This is a genomic window from Vibrio chagasii (assembly GCF_024347355.1).
GTDB lineage: Bacteria > Pseudomonadota > Gammaproteobacteria > Enterobacterales > Vibrionaceae > Vibrio > Vibrio chagasii.
The window spans coordinates 1,042,919-1,064,006 of the sequence record NZ_AP025466.1; the positions used below are offsets into that span (position 1 = coordinate 1,042,919).

At 42.1% G+C, this 21,088-nt stretch carries 16 protein-coding genes and 1 pseudogene; 11 read left to right on the forward strand and 6 right to left on the reverse strand.

Features of this window, described 5'->3' with window-relative positions; translation table 11 throughout:
* Positions 1–34 precede the first annotated feature (34 nt).
* Genes OCV52_RS20470 through dsbD form a run of 3 tightly spaced genes read left to right on the forward strand, consistent with a single transcriptional unit; the run spans position 35 to position 4,021 of the window.
* Positions 35–1,261, forward strand: coding sequence for a DUF3570 domain-containing protein (locus tag OCV52_RS20470; protein ID WP_137407140.1), 1,227 nt, complete (start codon positions 35–37; stop codon positions 1,259–1,261).
* Positions 1,251–2,228 carry an FAD:protein FMN transferase gene (locus OCV52_RS20475; RefSeq protein WP_137407139.1) on the forward strand — a complete coding sequence of 326 codons (978 nt, stop codon included), beginning with the start codon at positions 1,251–1,253 and terminating at the stop codon, positions 2,226–2,228. Before OCV52_RS20470 ends, OCV52_RS20475 begins: the two co-directional genes overlap by 11 nt.
* Entirely contained in the window at positions 2,225–4,021 is a 1,797-nt protein-coding gene (dsbD, locus tag OCV52_RS20480) for a protein-disulfide reductase DsbD (protein ID WP_137407138.1), read from the forward strand. The genes OCV52_RS20475 and dsbD overlap by 4 nt, the downstream gene beginning before the upstream one ends.
* Before the next feature lie 72 nt (positions 4,022–4,093).
* Here the strand turns inward: dsbD and OCV52_RS20485 are convergent, their stop codons facing one another.
* Both OCV52_RS20485 and OCV52_RS20490 read right to left on the reverse strand, forming a co-directional pair.
* Positions 4,094–5,212 (reverse strand): oxidoreductase family protein, encoded by a 1,119-nt coding sequence (locus OCV52_RS20485; RefSeq protein ID WP_137407137.1) that lies wholly within the window; start codon positions 5,210–5,212, stop codon positions 4,094–4,096.
* An 11-nt stretch (positions 5,213–5,223) separates the two neighbouring features.
* Entirely contained in the window at positions 5,224–5,508 is a 285-nt protein-coding gene (locus OCV52_RS20490; protein ID WP_137407136.1) for a GNAT family N-acetyltransferase, read from the reverse strand.
* 272 nt (positions 5,509–5,780) lie between these two features.
* Here OCV52_RS20490 and OCV52_RS20495 point away from each other — a divergent pair, with 272 nt between their 5' ends.
* A complete protein-coding gene (locus tag OCV52_RS20495) occupies positions 5,781–6,527 on the forward strand; it encodes a PilZ domain-containing protein (protein ID WP_137407135.1) in 747 nt (248 codons plus the stop codon).
* Positions 6,528–6,627: 100 nt separating this feature from the next.
* Here OCV52_RS20495 and OCV52_RS20500 read toward each other — a convergent pair whose 3' ends face one another.
* Positions 6,628–8,988, reverse strand: a complete 2,361-nt coding sequence (locus tag OCV52_RS20500) for a Lon protease family protein (protein WP_137407134.1) — start codon at positions 8,986–8,988, stop codon at positions 6,628–6,630.
* Between the two features lie 241 nt (positions 8,989–9,229).
* Here OCV52_RS20500 and OCV52_RS20505 point away from each other — a divergent pair, with 241 nt between their 5' ends.
* Entirely contained in the window at positions 9,230–9,724 is a 495-nt protein-coding gene (locus OCV52_RS20505; RefSeq protein WP_008218112.1) for a hypothetical protein, read from the forward strand.
* Between the two features lie 12 nt (positions 9,725–9,736).
* On the forward strand, positions 9,737–11,365 hold the full coding sequence (locus tag OCV52_RS20510) for an ABC transporter ATP-binding protein (RefSeq protein WP_061032966.1): 1,629 nt from the start codon (positions 9,737–9,739) through the stop codon (positions 11,363–11,365).
* A 389-nt stretch (positions 11,366–11,754) separates the two neighbouring features.
* On the opposite strand, the gene OCV52_RS20515 is transcribed toward OCV52_RS20510, so the two are convergent.
* Both OCV52_RS20515 and OCV52_RS20520 read right to left on the reverse strand, forming a co-directional pair.
* The gene (locus OCV52_RS20515; RefSeq protein WP_137407133.1) at positions 11,755–12,294 is read right to left on the reverse strand and encodes a redoxin domain-containing protein; all 540 of its coding nucleotides are present in this window, start codon (positions 12,292–12,294) and stop codon (positions 11,755–11,757) included.
* 10 nt (positions 12,295–12,304) lie between these two features.
* Positions 12,305–13,057 (reverse strand): hypothetical protein, encoded by a 753-nt coding sequence (locus OCV52_RS20520; RefSeq protein ID WP_137407132.1) that lies wholly within the window; start codon positions 13,055–13,057, stop codon positions 12,305–12,307.
* A gap of 92 nt (positions 13,058–13,149) precedes the next feature.
* Here OCV52_RS20520 and OCV52_RS20525 point away from each other — a divergent pair, with 92 nt between their 5' ends.
* The 5 genes and pseudogenes from OCV52_RS20525 to OCV52_RS25690 form a co-directional block, all read left to right on the forward strand.
* A complete protein-coding gene (locus OCV52_RS20525; protein ID WP_137407131.1) occupies positions 13,150–13,722 on the forward strand; it encodes a MarR family winged helix-turn-helix transcriptional regulator in 573 nt (190 codons plus the stop codon).
* 754 nt (positions 13,723–14,476) lie between these two features.
* Entirely contained in the window at positions 14,477–15,688 is a 1,212-nt protein-coding gene (locus OCV52_RS20530; RefSeq protein WP_137407130.1) for an alpha-xenorhabdolysin family binary toxin subunit A, read from the forward strand.
* A 13-nt stretch (positions 15,689–15,701) separates the two neighbouring features.
* Complete coding sequence (locus tag OCV52_RS20535; protein WP_137407129.1) at positions 15,702–16,973, forward strand: alpha-xenorhabdolysin family binary toxin subunit A; 1,272 nt, start codon at positions 15,702–15,704, stop codon at positions 16,971–16,973.
* A gap of 67 nt (positions 16,974–17,040) precedes the next feature.
* Positions 17,041–19,446 (forward strand): hypothetical protein, encoded by a 2,406-nt coding sequence (locus tag OCV52_RS20540; RefSeq protein WP_137407128.1) that lies wholly within the window; start codon positions 17,041–17,043, stop codon positions 19,444–19,446.
* Between the two features lie 331 nt (positions 19,447–19,777).
* A pseudogene (locus OCV52_RS25690) lies at positions 19,778–19,974 on the forward strand (hypothetical protein); the annotation flags it as partial.
* Positions 19,975–20,041: 67 nt separating this feature from the next.
* On the opposite strand, the gene OCV52_RS20545 reads toward OCV52_RS25690, so the two are convergent.
* Positions 20,042–21,055: a LacI family DNA-binding transcriptional regulator gene (locus OCV52_RS20545; protein ID WP_137407126.1), complete on the reverse strand. Its 1,014-nt coding sequence runs from the start codon at positions 21,053–21,055 to the stop codon at positions 20,042–20,044.
* Between the last annotated feature and the right edge of the window lie 33 nt (positions 21,056–21,088).

Here is a 21,088-nt window from a genome sequence, read left to right on the forward strand (position 1 = left end):
ATATTCAGTACTTCAAAAACAAAATAAGAACAAAATGAAAAAACTACCAATTACGCTGCTAAGTGCAGCGGCAGTGGCTAATGTGGCATTAGCTGAAGATCATGTCTCTGTGCATTACCTTAACTATGAAGAGTATGACGACAGAGTTTCAGCCAAGGACACCATGGTTTCGATTGAAAAAAGTATCGGCTTAGATTGGACCCTAAACGCAGAAATAAGCTACGACAGTGTTTCAGGTGCTTCTCCAGCATGGGGCCCTACGACGCCTACAGCTTCGGAGGCCGACAAAATAAATCGCGCCCTGAAAACCCAGCAAGCTCAAGACAAAACTGACGAAGTCATCCGTGCGGGTTACGATCCTTACCGAGACAGTTATGAGGTCCAGAAAGTCGGCCTAGAAGACACAAGAAAAGCACTCAGCTTGAGTGCCACCTACCGTGACAGACTGCGTAATGAATGGACCTTTGGTGGCAATATATCTCAAGAAGAAGACTACGAGAGCATTGGTATCAATGGTAAAGGTTTGATTTATGCCGATAGCGCTAAAAACCGTTCGTACAGCCTAGGGGGATCTGCTCTTTTCGACCAAACTCAGGCATTTGGCAAATACGTTATTGGCTCTTCTAATAGCCAGAGCTGGGAAGACATCTTCACTGGCAGCTTAGAAGCGGGGTTATCTCAAACCTTTACACCAAATCTGTACAGCATTTTTACCGCTTATGCTGGCTACCGTAGCGGTTACTTGAGCAACCACTATTTGACGGTTCTTCGCGAAGTCGACATTAATGACGATGGCAAAATAGATGATGACGAAGTGTTCTTGGGGCAAGACTCTAGACCAGATACCCGACTGTCTGGCGGTATTAACCTTCAGGCCTTCTACTCGCTGTCCGATAGCATCAAAATCCGACCACGTTACAAATGGTTCATTGATGACTGGGGCGTGATGTCTCACCAAATTGGCGGCAAATTATCTTGGCGTGTCAGTGAGTGGCTAACCTTAGCACCCGGTTATTTCTGGTATACGCAAGATGCGGCAGATTTCTATCGCGACCCTAGCAGCGCTGACCCTTCTTTTGCCTCGACAGGTTACGCAACTTCTGACCTTCGCCTAGGTAACTTCACCGCGAATGCTTATGAGCTTGGCGCGAGTGTTAAGGTCCATAAAACCGTGCATTTAAATGCGCTGGCGGCTTACTACGAACAGAGCAACGGGTTTGAAGCGCAGTGGTGGGCGGTTGGAGCAACATATGAATTCTAAGCTGCCCTTTGTCCATCGCTTCCATGCCATGACAGTACCATGTGAAGTGCAGATCTTATCGCTTGATTTGACCCACTTCCCAAAGGCGTACGCAAAAAGCATCGCTGATGAGATAGAGCAGAACACACACCGCTTAGAAGACAAATATAACTTCTACAGCGATGATTCATGGCTAACGCGACATATAAATCAGCGTACAACCAGTGAAGTCGAACTCGATTCAGAGTCTGCGGAAGTTTTTGAGCATCTCGACCGATTAAGCCAACTGACATTCGACACGTTTGATACCACCGTTGGCAGCATCAAACATCTTTTACAGCAGAAACCGAAGATGTCACACAGCCATGCCTTTCAAGCCCTCTCTTCCGCGCTGGGCAAGCAGGCATGGGAGCTAAAAGGGGCAATTTGTCTAGAAGAGACGGGCGATCTACAAGGAACAGTCGAACGACAAAGGGCTGTCGTTCGAAAAAGGACAAGGCTACACGTTCCTGATTCACGCACTCGCTTCGATTTTGGTGGCGTCATCAAAGAGTACGCGGTCGACCAAGCGGTAAAGATAGGCAAGCGACTTGGTGCAAGTTCAATGTTGGTGAATTTTGGCGGCGATATCTATGCATTAGGTACAAAGCCAGATGGTTCGCCATTTAACATTGCGGTTCTGAATCCAAGAGACAACAAGACACCTTTTTTTGCCGTTCCGATTACCGACGCGGCGCTGACCACATCAGCCCACAGTGAACGTCAAATGCAGTTCGGCGATAAAGCAACGTCTCATATTTTGTCGAAACAAGACGTAGAAAAGAAGATTCTGTCTGTTACGGCAATAGCTTCTTCCACTTTAGAAGCGGGTGTACTTAGCACTTCCTTGACGCTCAACCCGAACATTTCTGTACCGGAAGAAAGCGCCGTTATTTACATCGACGATCAATTACACATTCACCAAAGCACGGAGTTTTTGCATTCATGAAAAACTACCTACTCACGTTAATTCTATTGTTTAGCAGCTTTTTGCATGCTCAAGACAACGAGTTTCTTCCGGTTGAAGAAGCCTTCCCTGTTACATGGGAAGCCACAGACCAAGGCGCAGTTATCCGCTTTGATACACACTCGGGGTACTATCTTTACCAATCTCGCTTCTCGTTTAAAGAAGAGCCCTCATTATCGACATTAGCTGCTCAATACTCGCTGCCAGGTGAAGAAAAGCAAGACCCTAACTTCGGCAATGTAGTGGTATTTCACGATCCACTTACCGTTACCGTGCCTTACACCGGAAGTGGCAAGCTCACCGTCCGCTATCAGGGCTGTGCAGACAAAGGGCTTTGTTACCTGCCACAAAAACTAGAGTTGGATTTACCTACGCTCAAGGCATTGGCAGACGTCGCTTCTGAGAAGCCATCAAACTCTTTGGTTCAAACGCTAGGTAAGATCAGTGACGATACCAATGGCTTGTCATCGTTTCTCTCTCAAGCCGGTAAGTTGCAGGCACTGCTTGTCTTCTTCTTGCTTGGCTTAGGTCTGTCTCTCACGCCGTGCGTGCTGCCTATGATTCCTATCTTAGCCAGCATCATAGGTGGTGAAAAAGCGATGACAGGAAAGAAAGGCGCAGCCCTTTCTAGCTCGTACGTTCTGGGTATGGCGACCAGTTATGCCATGACGGGAATTCTGGTCACCACATTAGCAAAAGGCATCAATTTACAAGCAGCCATGCAACAACCTTGGTTGCTCAGCATTTTTGCCGCCGTGTTCATTTTACTAGCGTTAGCTATGTTCGGTTTCTATGAGCTTCAACTCCCTGCCGCACTGCAGCAGAAACTCAACAGTGGCTCAGACAAGTTGGGCGGCGGTAAAATTGCTAGCGTATTCGCGATGGGCGCGATATCTGCACTAGTGGTTTCACCTTGCGTTAGTGCGCCACTAGCTGGTGCATTGCTTTATGTATCCACCACTCAAGACTGGATGTTTGGTGGTGCTACCCTGTTTGTCATGGCTCTAGGCATGGGTGTTCCGCTTATCGCGATCGGTGCTGGTGGCGGTCGCTTACTGTTAAGAAGTGGCGCTTGGATGGTATCGGTTAAGCAAATATTTGGCGTACTGCTACTCGCGGTGGCTATCGTCTTATTAAGCCGCTTCGTAGACCCATCAATCATTATGACCCTGTGGGCGCTCCTTGCTATTGGTACGGGTGTACACTTCGGCGCGTTAGAAGCGGCACAACCGGGCTGGGCACGCACTCGTAAGTTTTCTGCACTATTGCCACTGAGCTATGGCTTGATTCTATTTGTGGGTTATTTCCTAGGAAATTCCGATCCTCTCAACCCGCTTGCGAACCGAGAGTCCGCACAACCTATGGCCATCACGTCTTTTGAGAAAACCGATTCAGTCACTCACTTGGAGCAGCAATTACAAGCAGCAGCCAATGCTGATCAAAAGGTACTAGTCGACCTTTATGCAGACTGGTGTGTCTCTTGTAAGGTAATTGAAACTAACGTGTTCAACGACCAACAAATCAGCCAAAAACTCAAAGAGTGGCAGACCATCAAGCTAAATGTGACAGAAAGCTCGCCAGAACAAATGGCATGGCTCAACAATAAGAACGTGTTCGGCCCACCAGCCATTTTCTTTTACTCACCCGCTAGCGGTGAGTTAGAACCAGCACGAGTCATGGGAGATATCGACAAAGCAGGCTTTAACAGTAAGCTCAAACTTGCTAATCAACTTGTAGCCGCCAGTACAGCGGAACCAGACAGCCTGACAAACTAGAGAGTCGTTCAATAATCAAAAACGCCCAATCAGTGATTGGGCGTTTTTATTTGGTCTGCTGACTGAAGAAGCTTACTTAGACATTTCCAACTGCTGAACCACCGCTTGAGTCAGCTGTTCAGTATAAGGATTGATCTTCCAATGCTCTGGGCTCCAACCTTTTACGAAACGTTGGAAATCAGCCCACGCAACATAAAACAGTGGTCGCCATGCGCGTTCGACGTCTTCAAATGAGAGCTGTGGTTGATAGTGTGCAAGCGCCTCTTTCAAGTGCTGGAAATAAGTATCTAACACCTCATTTTCATACTGTTGGCAATCTCGAGGCCTAATCGCGCTGCTCATGAACAAGGCAACGTCTTTCATTGCACAACCGTGACCAACGTATTGAAAATCGACTGCAGCCGCGTTTTCACTTTCAGGCTCAAAACAGAAGTTCGCGAGCTTAGAATCGCCGTGCACTAAGGTTGGATACGGGCACTCTTTCAATAAACGATCGATACGTTGCGCTTGTTGTTTCAAAGGTAAGTCCGCTAAGGCACTTAGCTCATCAGGACGAGTGTCTAAATGCCAATAAGTACCGACAGGCCACAATGATGCCGACTGCCCTTGATCAACATTGATGTGCTTTGCGTGAAAGTTAGCCAACCATTTTAAGCAAGCATTTCGCTGTTTAACCTCAACAGGCGTATAAGCATGATGCTGCTCGCCTGAGGTTGATTCATCAGAAGCGGCCAGTACATCAAACTGAGAGGTTAATGGGAAACCGCTATCGGCTAAGTCTTGCATCACGATAAGCCATTCGTTGTCTGCTAATTCACATTGTAAACCCACAGGCACGGGGCAGCGCTCATCCCATTGTTGAGTGAACGATTGATACCACGCTGTCTCTACTTGATAGGAATACACTTTACGCTGATGAGACAGCTTAGTGTTCCATCCTTTCGGGTGTTCACTTTTATCGGGCAACGCGACATGTTTAACGATAACGCTGTTGAATCCAGCATCACTACTATCTGTGAAGACTAAGCGTACTAACTCGCCATACCCGCCCCACAAGCGTTGAATCACGTGAATATCGAACCCTTGATGGCAACCGAGTGACGTGGCTATTTTTTGATAAAGCTCAGGAGGTTGCTGACTGGGATTAACATCGGATTCAACAGACTGTTTTGAAGGTATTGATTGAGACATATAACTCGTTGCTACGCTTTATCGGCTAAAAGGTGTGACCATTGTGTCTGTCTTTTCATGTAATGAACAACATAACTGCATACTGGGACAATTGTGTAACCCGCACGCTCAATTTCAGGGAGTACCGATTCCATCATCACCTTACCAAAGCCCTTGCCTTGCAGTTCATCAGGGATTCGAGTGGAAGTGATATGCAGTACCTCGCCATCCTTTTTATACTTAACTACCGCAAACTGATCTGGTTCTAACTCAACCGTGATCTGGTTCGCATCTTGATCCCATTTAACTGCCTGCATTCTCAACTCCTGCAAATAATGGATACGACAAACAATTAAAGTTTGAAGTATGAATTCCTTGTAATAGACTAACGCAAGTGCATATAAATAAAACTAAGTACTTACAATCAAAGAAAATATTATTATAGCGTGTGGTTATAAATAAAATTCAAACCAATTAAAAGCACTCTATAAATTGCGTTAGTACGCCTACTAAATCTAGCACGTAATAACCCCTTGTTAGCAAGTTATCAATATCTAACAGACGCATGTTGGCACATGGAGAACCTATAATGAACGCACCACTGAAGAAGCCTTTGGAGCATAATCAGGCACTGCAAGACCCTCGAAATCGAACCGTCACCACCATTAATAGTACCGATGCGCTGGCTATGATTGAGCATGGCAGTGAGCTGACGTTAAATGTCTCGACACCTGTTGGTACCAAGTTTCTCGCTACCACCAAATTTATCGGCACTCACAGTGATAACTGTATCCTGATTGAGGTGCCGGAGGTCTCTAGTGATGACCTACGCTTTTTCTTTCAGGAAGGCTTTGGGATGACGGCTCGTGCCTACTCTTTGCGAGGCGAAGGCGCTCTGATCCATTTTAGATCTCAGATTCACCACACCATTGGCGAACCCTTTCCGATCATAGTGCTTTCCACACCAAGTACCATGCAAGTGACGCAACTGCGTAAAGAAACGCGCTATGAAGTAAACCTCAGTTCTCGTGTGATCTTTGATGATCAACGCATGAACTGCGAGATTCGAGACCTCTCAAAGAGTGGTTGTCGCTTTGTCACACCACCAACCTCTCGACCAATTCAGGTAGCTGATCGAGTCTCTATCGAAATTACGCCTGAGAACTACAATGGTCCGTTGATTCCGCCACTACGAGGGATTGTGTGTAATCTACAAAGATCAACGCACTACGCACGTTATGGTGTCGAGTTTGATGATATCGGTAAGGCCAATGCCAAGAACCTGCTCAGTAAGCTGAAGTTCGACGGCACCAAACTTCGTTTGCGTAACGCTTAAGCGCTGAGATTATAAGAATCAAAAAACAGCCATCGATAATATCGATGGCTGTTTCGTTTAAGGTTAACGGTTATTTAGCTAATCTGCTTAAAGCGTTAAGCTATTTACGCAGTGCGTTGAGTTTAGCCTGAGCGATACCAAAGATAGTATCGATTGGGTAGCTTCCCTCATCACTCGGTTCACCAGCGGCTTTACCCGTGAACAGCTCAATCGCCTCTGTCACATGATCAATCGCCCAGATATTGAACTCGCCCTTTTCCACCGCTTTAACGATGTCACTGCGCAGCATCAGGTTATGAACATTAGAGCGCGGGATGATAACCCCTTGCTCATTAGAACGACCTTTGATTTCACACACATCAAAGAAGCCTTCAATCTTCTCGTTCACCCCACCAATTGGCTGAGACTCACCGAACTGGTTCATAGAGCCAGTAATCGCAATGTCTTGACGGTTTGGCTGCTTAGAAAATGCAGATACAACGGCACAGAACTCCGCCATACTCGCACTATCGCCATCAACGCCACCATAAGACTGCTCGAAGGTGATGTTAGTCGTAAGCGGGACTTTAGCCGTCTTACCAAACACAGAAGAGAGATATGCCGACAAGATCATCACCCCTTTCGAGTGAATGCTGCCGCCAAGGTCTACGTTTCTTTCAATATCAATCACTTCACCGTCACCATAAGCGGTGGTTGCCGTGATTCGGTTTGGCGCACCAAACATGTGATCCGTTGTGCTTAATACCGACAGCGCATTGACCTGCCCTACAGCTTTACCATCGACATGAATCAAAGTTGTGCCGTTGGTGAAGGTTTCCATTACGCTGTCTTGCAGTCGTCCAACACGCATCTGTTGGTTCGATAACGCTTGGTCGACGTGCGATGCACGAATCAGATTCGATTTCGAACCTCTCGCCACATAGTTAGATTCACGAAGCAGATTAGCAATGTGTGCTGAGTGCAGTGACAACTTACCTTGGTCACCCGCCTGACGAGAACTGTGTTCAATGATGCGAGCAATCGCCTTGCGGTCACAGTGGAGCATATTGTTGTCATGGACGATGCTAGAAATGAAGCGCGCATAATGCATTTCAGAATCAGCAGTACGCTTCATCTCATCCTCAAAATCAGCCGTCACACGGAACAGCTCACCAAACTCTGCATCATAATGCTGCAGCAGTTGGTATGTGCGGTAATCACCAAACAAGATGATCTTAACGTCCAGAGGAATAGGTTCTGGGTCGAGCGACACCGCTCCCGTTAACGTCACCTCTTTCTCTAATGAAGTGAAGCTTAACTGACGAGAACGCAGCGCACGCTTCAGGCCTTCCCATACGTAAGGTTGCTCTAGCACTTTTACCGCGTCCATCAACAGCACGCCACCGTTCGCTCGATGTAAGCTACCTGCACGAATCAATGAGAAGTCAGTAAATACAGTGCCTTTAAAGGTTGCCGTTTCTACATAACCAAACAAAGAGTGATAGTTCGGATTCTCCTCGACCACTATCGGTAGAGTGTCTTCCTTCTGGCTCACAATCACGTTTACTTTGTAACGACGCGGCATTTTCTTATCCAAAGAAGCCGTCGCAACTTCGGCCTGCTCAGTGCTCTCTTCTAAGAAAATATCAGCATTATCGACAATGTCTTTACGCAGTGCGGTTAGGTACTTTTTAATGTCTGGGTATTGGCTGTAATCCTTCTTCAATTGCTTGATGAAGTGCGTTATCACATCTCGCGCCGTATCATCATTAAGCTTTTGAATCTTTTCAGTATACGTCTCTTCAAGCTCCGTCAGTTCACGAGAAATGGTTCGCAGCCCAACTTCCAGCGCATCGATGGTTTTATCGAATTGGTCTTGCTCTTCCGGTGACAACAGGTCAAAGCTCTCTTCGGTATGAAGCTCATCGCCGTTCATCGCCACAAACTGGTAATCACCTTGAGTGGTGATCGTCAGGTTCACGCCGTTCTTTTTTGCTTCTTGGCTGATCGCTTCTAACGCTGCTTGTTGCTTGGCTGCTAGCTGATTCTTTAATCGATCAGCACGGCTGAAGTACATCTCATTGTCGAACGCGAGTGGCATCGCTTTGATGAGTTTGCGCATCAGCTTTTCAATATCTTGCTTTAAGCTACTGCCGACGCCACGCGGAAGTTTCAATACCTTAGGTGTACGGATATCCTCGAAATTCGCGATGTAACACCAGTCAAAAAGCTCCTCAACTTCATGAGGGTGTCGGTTGAGATAACGCAAGATCATGGTGCGCTTACCCAGACCATTGCGTCCTATCGCATAAATGTTGTAACCCTTTTCCTTAATTGACATCGCGAACTCAACGGCTTTTTGCGCACGTTCTTGCCCGACGATTTCGTCAATTGGAGCCAGTTCTTTGGTCGACTTGCATGGTAACTTTTCGAGTTCTGCTACCTGATACAGTTGTTCTGCATTGAGTCTTTGAATCGCCATCGCCGCCTCCTTAGTCCTTTACTTCTTGGGTGTAGATAAATTCAGTGTAGATGTAATTGCCTATAAATTTAGTGACTTACGCTACATCGCTGTTCAACCGAACAAATAACACACAATTTAATGCAATTTTACGAATAACAAGCTATTTAATTCACCAAACCTAACATCTGAATGATTTTAATTTGCAATTGATAATAAATATCATTAACATTTTAAAATATTATAAATCGAGGATGTGGATATGGAAATTGAACGATGCTGGATGCACTACCTAAAAGCTGAACAGTTAATGGAGCAAGGTCACTGGCCAGAAGCACAGCGTCTTTATGGTGATGTTCTCAATTCTCTTCCTCACCACATTCAAGATGCGGCATACCAAAGCGATATCAAGCCTTGCCAATTTGCCTGTCTACTTGCGGGACTCAGAGATGCAAGCGTGGCTCAATCTGAGATTCTCAACCGTTTAGGGCAACACCAACAAGCCTTTGATACATTGAATCAGTCTTATGCGTTAATGCAATTTATCTCTCTTGAGAGCACAGAGCTGATTCAACGCACCCACGGGTTACTGGAAAAGCAGAGTGAAGATCTACTTAACCACTTAATCGCATTTTGTAGCGCGCAACGCAGTTCGCATTGGATGCTCGAACTAGAACAAATTCAACGTGCTCATCACCATTTTGGGCAACTTAAAACAACGTCAGAAGTTCAATCTTCACCAAACGTCTTAAATTGATAAGGATATATCATGTCGGACCGGGCTCTTCTTAAAGTCAATAACCTCTCCGTTAGCTTCAAAACCAACGATGGAATCGTTGATGCGGTGAAAAAGGTTAACTTTACCCTTAAATCTAGCGAAACCTTGGCCATTGTTGGGGAATCAGGTTCTGGTAAATCTGTCTCTTCTAACGCACTGATGCGTCTACTGCCAGACAACGCCATTATTGATCCGCAGTCTCAAATTGAGTTTGAAGGCGAGTCTGTTCTCGAAAAATCAGAGCGTGAAATGCAGTCGATTCGTGGCGACAGAATCGGCATGATCTTTCAAGAGCCGATGACATCTTTGAACCCATACCTGCGCGTCGGTATTCAAGTGGCAGAAGCCATTATGTGTCATCGTAAAGTGTCGAAGTCTCAAGCCAAACAGCGTGTGATAGAGCTGTTTAATCTTGTGCACTTGCCAATGCCAGAAAAGTCATACACCAAGTACCCTCACGAATTTTCGGGTGGTCAACTGCAGCGCATCATGATTGCAATGGCACTGATTAATGAACCGGATATTCTGATTGCTGACGAACCGACGACAGCACTCGACGTAACGGTTCAAGCTGAAGTGCTTTCTCTTATCAAAGAGATTCAAGGCAAGATGGGAATGGCAATTTTGTTCATCACTCATGATTTAGGTGTGGTGAAACACTTCGCCGACCGCGTGCTAGTGATGTGTAAAGGTGAACTCGTAGAAGAAGGGATGACTCAATCTCTGTTCGATAGTCCTAAACATGACTACACACGAATGCTCATTAACTCGATACCTAAAGGGGCGAAAGATCCGGTAAGCGCCGCAGCGCCAGAGCTTCTGTCTGCTGAAGATATTCGCGTTAAGTTCTTGGTGAAACCGCACTTCATCAAGTCTAAAAATCAGTACTTTGAAGCAGTGAAAGGCATCTCGTTGAACCTAAAACAAGGTGAAACCCTCGGTATTGTGGGTGAGTCAGGTTCAGGTAAATCAACTCTTGGACGTGCGTTAATCGGCTTATTGCCAAGCTCAGGTCGTATTGTTTATAAGGGACAAGACGTCAGCTTACTCAACGACAAGCAGCGTCATAACCTGAAAAAAGATGTCCAAATGGTATTCCAAGACCCTTATGGTTCTTTATCGCCACGTATGACGGTTGGGGAGATCATCACCGAAGGCTTAACGGTGCATCAACCTCACTTGTCAAAACAAGAACGTTTAGAAAGAGCTCGTAAAGCACTGATTGAGGTTCGTCTGGAGCCAAATTCAATCAACCGCTACCCGCATGAGTTCTCTGGCGGACAAAGACAACGTATTGCGATTGCTCGTGCATTGATTCTTGAGCCATCTTTCATTTTGCTGGATGAACCGACTTCAGCACTCGATCGCTCAGTACAGCTGACCGTGATTGACCTGCTCAAAGACATCCAAACTAAACACAATATTGGCTTCCTGTTCATTAGCCATGACCTTTCGGTAGTGAAGGCACTTTCAGATCGTGTACTTGTGATGCAGAAGGGTGAAGTGATGGAAGAAGGCTCAGCTGAAGAGATTTTTAATGCGCCGAAAAACGACTACACCAAGAAACTCATCGCAGCGTCATTCGATTTAGAAAATAATTCGGAAAAAAATGCCGCTTAAAGGGAACTAATCAAGATTAACAGCGTCTTATAAGTACATTCTGAAAAAGCATCTAATGGATTGCACTCTAGAATGGATATAGCAAAACTGGTTTGGCCGCCAAAAGAGAAATGTCGCATGGATGCGACATTTTTCGTTTCTGACATATAAAGAAAATCAGTTTAGTGGTTGATAACGATGGTCACGTACATTTACTTGTATTAACAGTCTTTTCAGACTTTCAATTGAGTACAACCTCACTCCACCTACTGTAATCAATATCCAACCGAATCGTTAAAGTGGCTTCCTTATTTCAAATAGCGAGCCTTAACTAAAACAATCTTTATTGACTAGTCGATCGCATTATACGAACACGAATCCATTATCCAAATGCATGCCCGCAATGGCGTTCAACTTACTGAACATTTTCCACTACTCGACCTTAAATCATTGACGGTACAATTAAAGCTATCATCATTTGAAGTTACTTCCCCCAACAAGAATGACACCATTTTACTCAGCATCATGTCATCAATGGTGCCATGATGAGTAAATCGAATATGGCCCATTTTATCAATTAGAACCAATCCAGGAGTCCCCCCTAATCCATATTCGCCCATTGTAATAGGTATTGATCCGCCTGAAGGAGCATCAATTGCGATTGGAAAATCTAGACGGTATTCATGTACAAATGCTTTAAGTGAGTTAAGCTGCATAGCTTCATGGTGTTCGAAAACCGTATGTAGCCCTATGACCTCTAGCGCTTCATCCTTGAAGAAATGTGCTAACTTGGCAGCTTGTGGCAATCCATGACTTACACAACCAGGACAGAGCATCTGAAATGTGTGTAAGGCAATGACTTTACCTCTCAACTCACTAAGAAGCAAAGGAGTATCTGTATTTAACCAGCTCGATACTTTGAGCTCTGGGGCCTTTGACCATTGATTCATGTTAACCCTCCTACTGGTTCGTTTTACCCGGCAGTGATAGATCACCGGATGCAACATCAAAAACATCAACCACACAAAGCAAAGGTGAATGTGCACTAGCATTGACTCTCAGACCAGACGTAACTCCGTCAAATTGTGCCAAATTCAGCGCCTCTACATTGTCAAACCGAAAACTTACATTAACCGAATTTTCTTTGAAGTTGGGTTTATAATCAGGGCTATCAATCAAAATCGGTAAACCTGGCCAAGTTTTGGGTAAATTAGGCTTGGCTCCTTCAGGAATATTTACCACACCAAGTGCACCAACTCCGCACTGCTCATTAGGCTCTAAAACCACCCAGTGACTATGCCAGACATCACCATCATTCGCTTTATTACCATCACCATTCTCGTCATACAATGGCGTATCATCAAAATCTGGATGAGACGTCACAGCTAGCGCGAGTATTCCTGCATTATCGTCGAAACCAACCAGACTACTGTTGAGAGTTGTCGGCCAAACGTAAGAGAACACGTTACTACCTGCAAGTTTGCCTGTTGCCGTAGGCTTAACCTCTCCAGCTCGCTCAGAGACTGCCATATGAAAAGTCGCGATATTCCCTTTCGTCGTGACTTTGGTGTGAATGATGTCAAATGGTGCCAATATGCCAGAACTCACCTGAGAATTAATACCACCTGTGTGATTTGCGTGTGCGAACACCTGACCAGAGCTTGCCACTACCGATACTGCCAATATAGATAAACCTAGTTTAGAAGTTTTCATTTTCTTGCCTTTTAGTTTCGAGTCGATACCAAATAGCATAATCGTATAGAATCCCGCTTGTCAACATTGTTTTTAGTCGATACTATTAATTCATGAATACAGAAATTTTATATCACTTACTCGATAGAGTCGGTAATCTGCTTAGAAATGAAGTGCGGGCCGATTTAACGCCTTATGGCCTTCAGCCTATCCATTTTGAAGCATTGTACTACTTATCAATTTGCAATCGATTTTCTGACACACCAAAAGCCGTAACTGAATACTTGGGTTTAACAAAAGGCACGGTTTCCCAAAGTCTTAAAGTACTGGAAGCCAAAGGCTACTTAATAAAACAACCTGACGTAACAGATAAGAGGGTGACGCATTTAGTCGTATCGCAACAGGGCAGGAAGCTAATAAAAACCGTGTTCCCACCACCGTTGATGAAACGGGCAATAAATACGAATAAAAAGGAAAATACAGGCGTCGATGGCGCAGAATTACAACAGCAATTGCAACTTTTACTGCGTTCAATTCAGAATGAAAACCGTCTACACACCTTTGGTGTATGTGCCACATGTCAACATAATCAACCTTTATCTAAAGGCACCCATCTATGCGGCTTAACTCAATTGCCTCTATCAGATGAAGATATAAAATTGATTTGTATTGAACATCTTGAATAACAACAATATTTTTCCTCTAATGCCAAGGCTCTGTTGCCCCAACCTTGGTAAACTACACATAGCCACAATCAAATACATTACTCATTAAATGTAGTTCTTTCATCTTTTGGAACGATGAGGAGGAGATTAATGTGTGGACGCAAGTATACAGATTAATCATGGGACAGCGTGATAGATGAGACCTCAATGATACTCAAAGCGTTGGACAAGCTTACTAGGTTAAATATGACTAAAACTGTTCGTATTGACTAAGAACGATACGAATAGCTCTATCTGTAAATTTAATTACACGACAAAGTTTCCAAATCAGAAAAACTACTCCTGCCACATCATGTCGTTAGCCCCCACTCTATGATGTTCACAAAATCATATGAAAAAAGAAAGGTTAACAAAGCAAGCGATAACCCACAAAAATTGACAACACTATCAATTAATTGATTAAAAATCTTTAGCCACTAATCAAATTCAAACATTAAAACATATAGATTACGAATATTAGCACCTATTAATACCTCTGCTGATTTTAAATTATTATTTGTATGTGAAAGCTTATTTAAAATAATAATCAATAAATAAAGAAATCATATAACAAGTACTACGTTATATAAAAAACAAAAAAGCATAAACGCCTATCAATAGAAAAAATATATAATTAATTTTTATTAAAAGGATATTCTTGCATTGATTTTAATTTTATAAATAAAGGGGATTTGTATATATTAATAAAAAAAGCATTAAAGAATTAGAGAGACTTATGGAAAGACGATTTATTTTAAAAGGAATTACAGCCTCAATATTTTGCTCAACTTTACCTATGGAAGCATTATCTAAAGGCTTAAAAAATGGTGTTGATATTTATAAGGAAAATTCAGATGTAGATAGGTTTGCTGGAAAAGGGGTGTTTGTTGATGAATATGGAAAGTTCATATTGACTGATCATCACTGGCTACAGATACAGATGTATATCACACATGCTCTTTCACTGCCAACAACAGAAAAAGAGTTTACAACAGAGTTTTCTATACCTGAACACATAGATGTTTCTGGTTTTGATTGGTTAATGAGCTGCTACCAAGAACTCAAGCAATCCGCAGAGAAATGGAATAACAAAACATTCCGTAGTTTATTAGACAACATTCAAGCAATGTCTGGATGGTGTAGTTTCTCTGGAGGAATAATGGAATTTATTTATTGGTCGATAGAAAATCTTCAATATGCTGCAGATATAGGAAATTCAACGCTATTCGAAAATACAAAAGGGCCATTAGTGATGCTTCTCAGAGAGCAACTCAAATTCGCTATACCTCGTGCAGAAGAAGCTGAAAAATTAGCCAGGGAAATGATTGATTTTCAAACATTATTAATAGACCAACAGAGAGACTTAGAAACTTTAGAATCTAGGTATGGAGACTTAATTGGGAATTATGATGAAAACTCAATAAAAGAAGATATAGAGGATCTTAAAAAGGAAATAGATGCTTTAAATAAAGAATATGCGAGGCTTGTAACCATCGCTGCAACAACTCCAACATATGCCTGGGTACCTTTCTGGGGCTGGTTCATTGCGCCTGCTGTCGCAGGAGTTTACGGGTCGCAAGCCGCAGAAGTTAATCGCCAACGAGAAGAAAAAATACAAGAACTAAATGAGCTGGAAATCTCATTAGATCATGGGTTAAAAATCTTCAGGTCATGGCAACTAGCCAGACAGAGTATCCAATCAACCGATATGTTAATCGGACCAGCAACCAATAGCTTAGGCCATCTAATTGGGCAGTGGCAAGCCTTTGTCAGCTCTATGGAGCTAGTGATATCAACAATTGAAGAACTCGACTGTGATTTAAAAGATCCCACTGTGGGATATATCTTAGCTGAATACACAGCGGATTCACTTGGTGATAACTGGCTGGCATTGAGTGAGAAATGCCAAGAATTTATAAACAGCGTAACAATAAGAACATACCACTAAAAGGAAACTTAATATGAGATTTAAGAAAAAGATACTTTTAACAACCATTGCGATTGCAGCACTACAAAGTACTTCTGTATTTTCAGCACAAAACACAATGAACACCTATAAGTCACAAAATTATTCGGGGCAGACCCAATCATTTCAAATTGCCAATGAAGGTCTATTATTGGGGGACCCGACAGTATTTGAAGAAAACGGCGACTTCATACTTTCAACTGACGAATGGTCAGACATTCAATTTTTTGCACAAACGGCATATAGCTTACCTCATACAGAACAAGACATGAAATGGGAGTTTGAGCTAGGTGACTTACCGTTTGTTGGAGTATATCCTCAGCTATTAAGTAACTATCAAGATATACATAATATCTCGATCGAATGGCTAGGAACTAATGGTTATCGAGATCAAATGGTTAGACTGGCACATGACCTTAAAAACTATTCCTTACAAGTTAACTCTAAATCTAATGCTTTATCAAGTCTTGCAGAGTTAATGTATGATGCCGCCTTATATGATGATCAAGAAAAGTTTGATAGATATAAATCTGCATTTAAAAAACAACTCATAAAAATGAGTAATGAAACTCATGAATTTAATGATAAAGCTGGTTTACTTAATGAAAAATTAGGTGAATTCGTATTAACTTTAACAGAGTCCGAAACTAAGCTAGATCGATTAGAAGATGCTTATCAAGATGAACTTGGCAATAACGGAGATATTCTAAAATCTGAAATTGAACGCTTAATACTGGAAAAAGATGCTCTCAATGCAAAGTATGTAAAATGGAAAACCGTTTCTTGGACGACTCTTACATATGCGTGGATTCCACCTTGGGGTACGATTGCTGCAATTACCTGTGCTGCAAAATGTTCAGCAGAAGCAATCGCGTTTAAGGCTGAATTAGAAGCTAAAAAACAAGAGCTTGAAGAAAAACAGCAAGAACTTGATACTCAGTTAAAAGTGTACACCTCTTGGACACTTGCGACAGGTAATATGCATAATATTGAATCCTCTATGGGGGCTGCTCGCCAATCACTTGAAAAATTACAAGGTGGCTGGGCCGATATTACCAATACTTTAGATACGACGATACAAGCTATTGATGGTATTGACACTGACGATGTACTGAATGATCCAGATAACTGGACTGCAGCTTGGAATACGCAGACTGAAGTCGAAGCTGTTCAGGCACTGTGGGCTGAAGTTGGTAATGTCGCTAATAAATGGGCTGCAAATGCATTTATAAGTGAAGCACCAACTAAAAAAATCAATTTTAACTAAATAGCAGTTTGATAATTTTAATAAGCAAACTTAAGTTTGCTTATTTTAAGTTTATATTGAGAAAAAAATGTATAAAAAAACAATTTTAGCTTTAAGTATCATTTTAGCTTCCAATAGTTCGAGTGCGACTCCTTTTACAGACTATTACAATCTCACTGAAGATGAGTTGTACCCATCCTCTTATAAGGATATAGAACAAACAACATCCTACAAGGATGGTGTTATTCAAGGAATGCTTATTAACTCTGATTTATTAATTGAACTTTTAAGATCTAATAAGAATGCTAGAAACATTATTATTATTGCTGACACAATAAATATTGATTCTCCTGTTGTCTCGGACATATCAAATCAGTCAGTTTTAATCTTAGCTAGGAAGATAACTGGTGAACACTCAGTAAACTTATCAGCTTCTGAAGATTCAAGGGCTATGGTTAATGTTATATCAAATGAAATTGATACTAGAATTTCTATTAATACGTTAAATTCTTTTAACCAAGTACACCTAGAAAATGGCCGTCACTACAGATATGTAAAACAAAAAAACCAATCCCCTACGGATTATAATGATGAAAACTTAAACATCAACAGCTATTTAACATCTTCTAACAACAATCCTCAATTTATATTTGATCAAGCATTTGACATGAGTGTCTCTATTTACGATCAAGTACCTAATTTGAGTTTAGATATGTTATCTTGGTACTCAGATATTTTAGGTAAATCGCAATCTTTACTGGATAAAGATATTAACCTAGCAGGATTATACAATTCTATTCAAGCTATAAAAATATTTTTAGAAATGAACAATAATTCAAGTAATTATGTTCCAAAATTAAAAATGAATGTCTATTCTGATTCTTATCAGATAATCCTTGATTCAATGTCTTCATTTCAAGATGAATATAACCAGTTCGAAGATCATACATTAGATATCGAGACTCGAAAAGATGCAGCTCAACTAATGCTGGGTCATCTACAAAGTGCTTTAGAAGCGCAACAGGGAATAATAGATAACCAAAACAAAAAAATCGACAGCTACCAGAAAGTTATAGAAGAACGAAGTGAAGAATTTAAAAAACAAGAGTCTATTGTTGAGGTTCTAGAAAAAGACTTTCAAAAAGGCATACTTGAGTACCAAGCTAATTTTGTCATTGAAACCATGTTTAACTGTTTATCTATCCTAGCTGACCTAGGTCAAGCATTTATTGGAGCATTTACAGGTAATGTTGGTGGCGTTGCTGACTCTGCTGATCAAATAGCAAGTGATGTTAAAGAAACTGTTTTTGATGTTAAAAATTTAAAGAAGCTAGCTGAAAATATAGGTCATATCAAAAAATTAAGTGATAATATTACTGCTATTCTAAAAATGGTCAAAGAGCAGAAGTTTGGGGCTGATCTTCGTGAGCAGATGAATGATATCAATTTAGCCATTCCTGAACTAGAATCCTCTGCACTGAATTGGACACTCACTCAGCAAGATATTTCAGAAATGCTTGGAGCTGCCGAAGCGCTATCAATAAGAGGAGCTAAGGCTTATCGAGCATCTCTTGATCGATTAATGACTTGGGGCTCTGCTGTGACTGGTACTCAGTTAGCATTAATTCAAATGTCTGCTAGGGTTGTAGAGTTAGAGCTCGAAAAAACAGCTATTCTAGAAGATCTAGAACGTGTTGAAGCTTTAATTGAAAAAATAGAAGATGATGAGTCTAACATGTTAGAAGTTCAAAAGTACCTATTCAGGAGCTATAACTTTTTCAAAAGACCATTGTACACAACTCAATTAAATTATAACGCGGCCCTAAAATACAATACATTTAAAAATAGCTCCGTTGTTCCTAAGTTGAATTCCACATACGAGGAATATAATAAAAACTTGGTAACAATGAACCAAGATCTAATAGATCATCTAAGTAGCCTTAACTCTTATCCTCAAAATTATGAGTATACATTCCCATTAGAAAACGAAGATGTTGTCAAAAGCTTAAAAGAAAGTGGTGAGTTTACTATTAGTATTAATAACAATAAATATGTTAGCTTTCAAAGAAATCCATTTGAATATAATATTTCCAGTTTTGCTGGTGGCACATTGAAGGATAGAGATAGAATCAGAGTTAACAAAATTGGTATTCAACTAGTAGGTAATGACTTGCCCGATGGCTATTATAAGTTCCAGGTGAGCCATACTGGTCAATTCCAAGATACATACTTAGGGACTAGCTACACCTTCAACACTAGCCCACAGTATAAGTTTTATTCCTATAAAAGTGTGGGATCACACAACACTATAGTAGAAGATGGCGCCATTGATGAATACTTCGGTCCTTATTATTTTAAACCGACATTGTTATCTAATTGGACATTCAAGCTAAAAGATTTTGAAAGTCATGATCTAAGTAAGCTTCACGACGTGAAGCTCTCTCTGAGCTTAAACTCAATATCTACACCTTGGAGGAGCTCAAACTTATTCTGATTTAGAAAATTTTTATTAAACTCCTAACATACCAAGCTAGCTACTGTAGATTATTGAAAATCAGGTAGTTAGCTTGTATGAAATGGGAAGGTTTCAGTGATTTAAATCGTTGACAACCCTCTCACATAACTCCATCAAGCACACCTAATCAAGTTCCAGCCCTAAGATTCATTTGGAAAATTGCATAAAACAACATTCTAATTTCTTCTTATTGCTCTTATATTCAATCTTCGAATTGACCGCTTAACGAGCCGAGATCTACGTTGTCATGACATTAACTGGTACAAAGAAAATCAAATCGGTGCGAAATAAGAAGCACAAGGGAGAAAAGATGAAGACAAACACATCTCACCAGCAAGTAATCAACGCCAAAGCTTGTCAGCAGCTTCAGTTGATACTAGCCCAAAAATAGAAACGGAACGTATTGTCACGCAAGAGGTCAAGCGATTGGCTGGTAGCATCGACGCGAGTTTTTATCACTTGGTGCAGAAAATAGTTATGAGGCTTAAAAACTTAGCAGTCGTCGTACGACTCAATAACGGCAGTGTCGACTACGAGTACTTCAGGGCGTAACACCTTGGTGATCATCTTAAAATTAACGATACAAAGACTTGGTCGACTCTCTTACGATTAAATCTATCGGTGGTAGTCGTGCTTCATGCCTCTTACCTGAAAGTAAGTTCAAAATCGATTGGGCACACACCTCTCCAATCTCTTCAATTGGCTGTCTCAAAGTCGTCAATGCTGGCGTGAAATACTTCGACGTTGGCAAGTCATCTAAGCCAATTACCGACACATCTTCTGGCACTTTATAACCGTGATCGTGTAGCGCCTTAATCGCCCCGTAAGCGGTTTGGTCATTGGCTGCGAACAGAGCGGAAAAGTGAACCTTAGATTCAATCAATTCAACGGTTTTCTCATAGCCAGACTCGCTACTGAAATCGCCCTGTTTGACGAGTTTTGGCATCACTTTAATGCCCGCCTCTTGAAGGGCTTTCTTGTAACCTTCAAAGCGACTTCCCGCATCCGGTTGGCTTGAAAGCCCTTTGATATGAGCAATATTCACATGCCCCTGTTGGAGCAAGTGGAGGGTTGCTATGTAACCACCCAACACATTATCAATGTTAATTGAGCGAACATTATCTGCAACCATGTCATAGCCCACCGCAACCACCGGAATGTCTTGCGCATACTTCGCGATGTCTTCTTTGGTAATGCTGCCTGTCACGATGATCATGCCATCGACATTGCTCTTAGCCAGATACTCTAAAGCGTGTATCTCGAGCTTTTTTTGCCAATGCCCGGTTGCTATCACTAACGAATAGCCTTGAGCTATCAGGGTTTTCTCCATGTCGTTGAGGATACGACTGGTATAAGGGCTATCAGGATGTTGCACCAATACGCCTATCGTTAATGAACGGCGATTGATGTTCTCCTGCATCTGAAAATTGGGCTTGTAGCCGGTGTCTTTGATCGCCTGCTCGATGTTCTGGCTTTTATCATCCGACACATAGGTTGTTCGATTAAGAAAACGAGAAACCGTGCTTGGGGAAACACCTGCGAGCCTCGCTACATCGTATACGGTGGTTTTTTTAGTTTTAGTGCGCATCTCGATACCCTAATCCAGTGACATTTGGGGAGC

Bases quoted from the DNA above. Each gene is read 5' to 3' on its own strand.
- OCV52_RS20470 (WP_137407140.1), top strand. From the start codon at position 35: ATGAAAAAACTACCAATTACGCTGCTAAGTGCAGCGGCAGTGGCTAAT.
- OCV52_RS20475 (WP_137407139.1), top strand. From the start codon at position 1,251: ATGAATTCTAAGCTGCCCTTTGTCCATCGCTTCCATGCCATGACAGTA.
- dsbD (WP_137407138.1), top strand. From the start codon at position 2,225: ATGAAAAACTACCTACTCACGTTAATTCTATTGTTTAGCAGCTTTTTG.
- OCV52_RS20485 (WP_137407137.1), bottom strand. From the start codon at position 5,212: ATGTCTCAATCAATACCTTCAAAACAGTCTGTTGAATCCGATGTTAAT.
- OCV52_RS20490 (WP_137407136.1), bottom strand. From the start codon at position 5,508: ATGCAGGCAGTTAAATGGGATCAAGATGCGAACCAGATCACGGTTGAG.
- OCV52_RS20495 (WP_137407135.1), top strand. From the start codon at position 5,781: ATGAACGCACCACTGAAGAAGCCTTTGGAGCATAATCAGGCACTGCAA.
- OCV52_RS20500 (WP_137407134.1), bottom strand. From the start codon at position 8,988: ATGGCGATTCAAAGACTCAATGCAGAACAACTGTATCAGGTAGCAGAA.
- OCV52_RS20505 (WP_008218112.1), top strand. From the start codon at position 9,230: ATGGAAATTGAACGATGCTGGATGCACTACCTAAAAGCTGAACAGTTA.
- OCV52_RS20510 (WP_061032966.1), top strand. From the start codon at position 9,737: ATGTCGGACCGGGCTCTTCTTAAAGTCAATAACCTCTCCGTTAGCTTC.
- OCV52_RS20515 (WP_137407133.1), bottom strand. From the start codon at position 12,294: ATGAATCAATGGTCAAAGGCCCCAGAGCTCAAAGTATCGAGCTGGTTA.
- OCV52_RS20520 (WP_137407132.1), bottom strand. From the start codon at position 13,057: ATGAAAACTTCTAAACTAGGTTTATCTATATTGGCAGTATCGGTAGTG.
- OCV52_RS20525 (WP_137407131.1), top strand. From the start codon at position 13,150: ATGAATACAGAAATTTTATATCACTTACTCGATAGAGTCGGTAATCTG.
- OCV52_RS20530 (WP_137407130.1), top strand. From the start codon at position 14,477: ATGGAAAGACGATTTATTTTAAAAGGAATTACAGCCTCAATATTTTGC.
- OCV52_RS20535 (WP_137407129.1), top strand. From the start codon at position 15,702: ATGAGATTTAAGAAAAAGATACTTTTAACAACCATTGCGATTGCAGCA.
- OCV52_RS20540 (WP_137407128.1), top strand. From the start codon at position 17,041: ATGTATAAAAAAACAATTTTAGCTTTAAGTATCATTTTAGCTTCCAAT.
- OCV52_RS20545 (WP_137407126.1), bottom strand. From the start codon at position 21,055: ATGCGCACTAAAACTAAAAAAACCACCGTATACGATGTAGCGAGGCTC.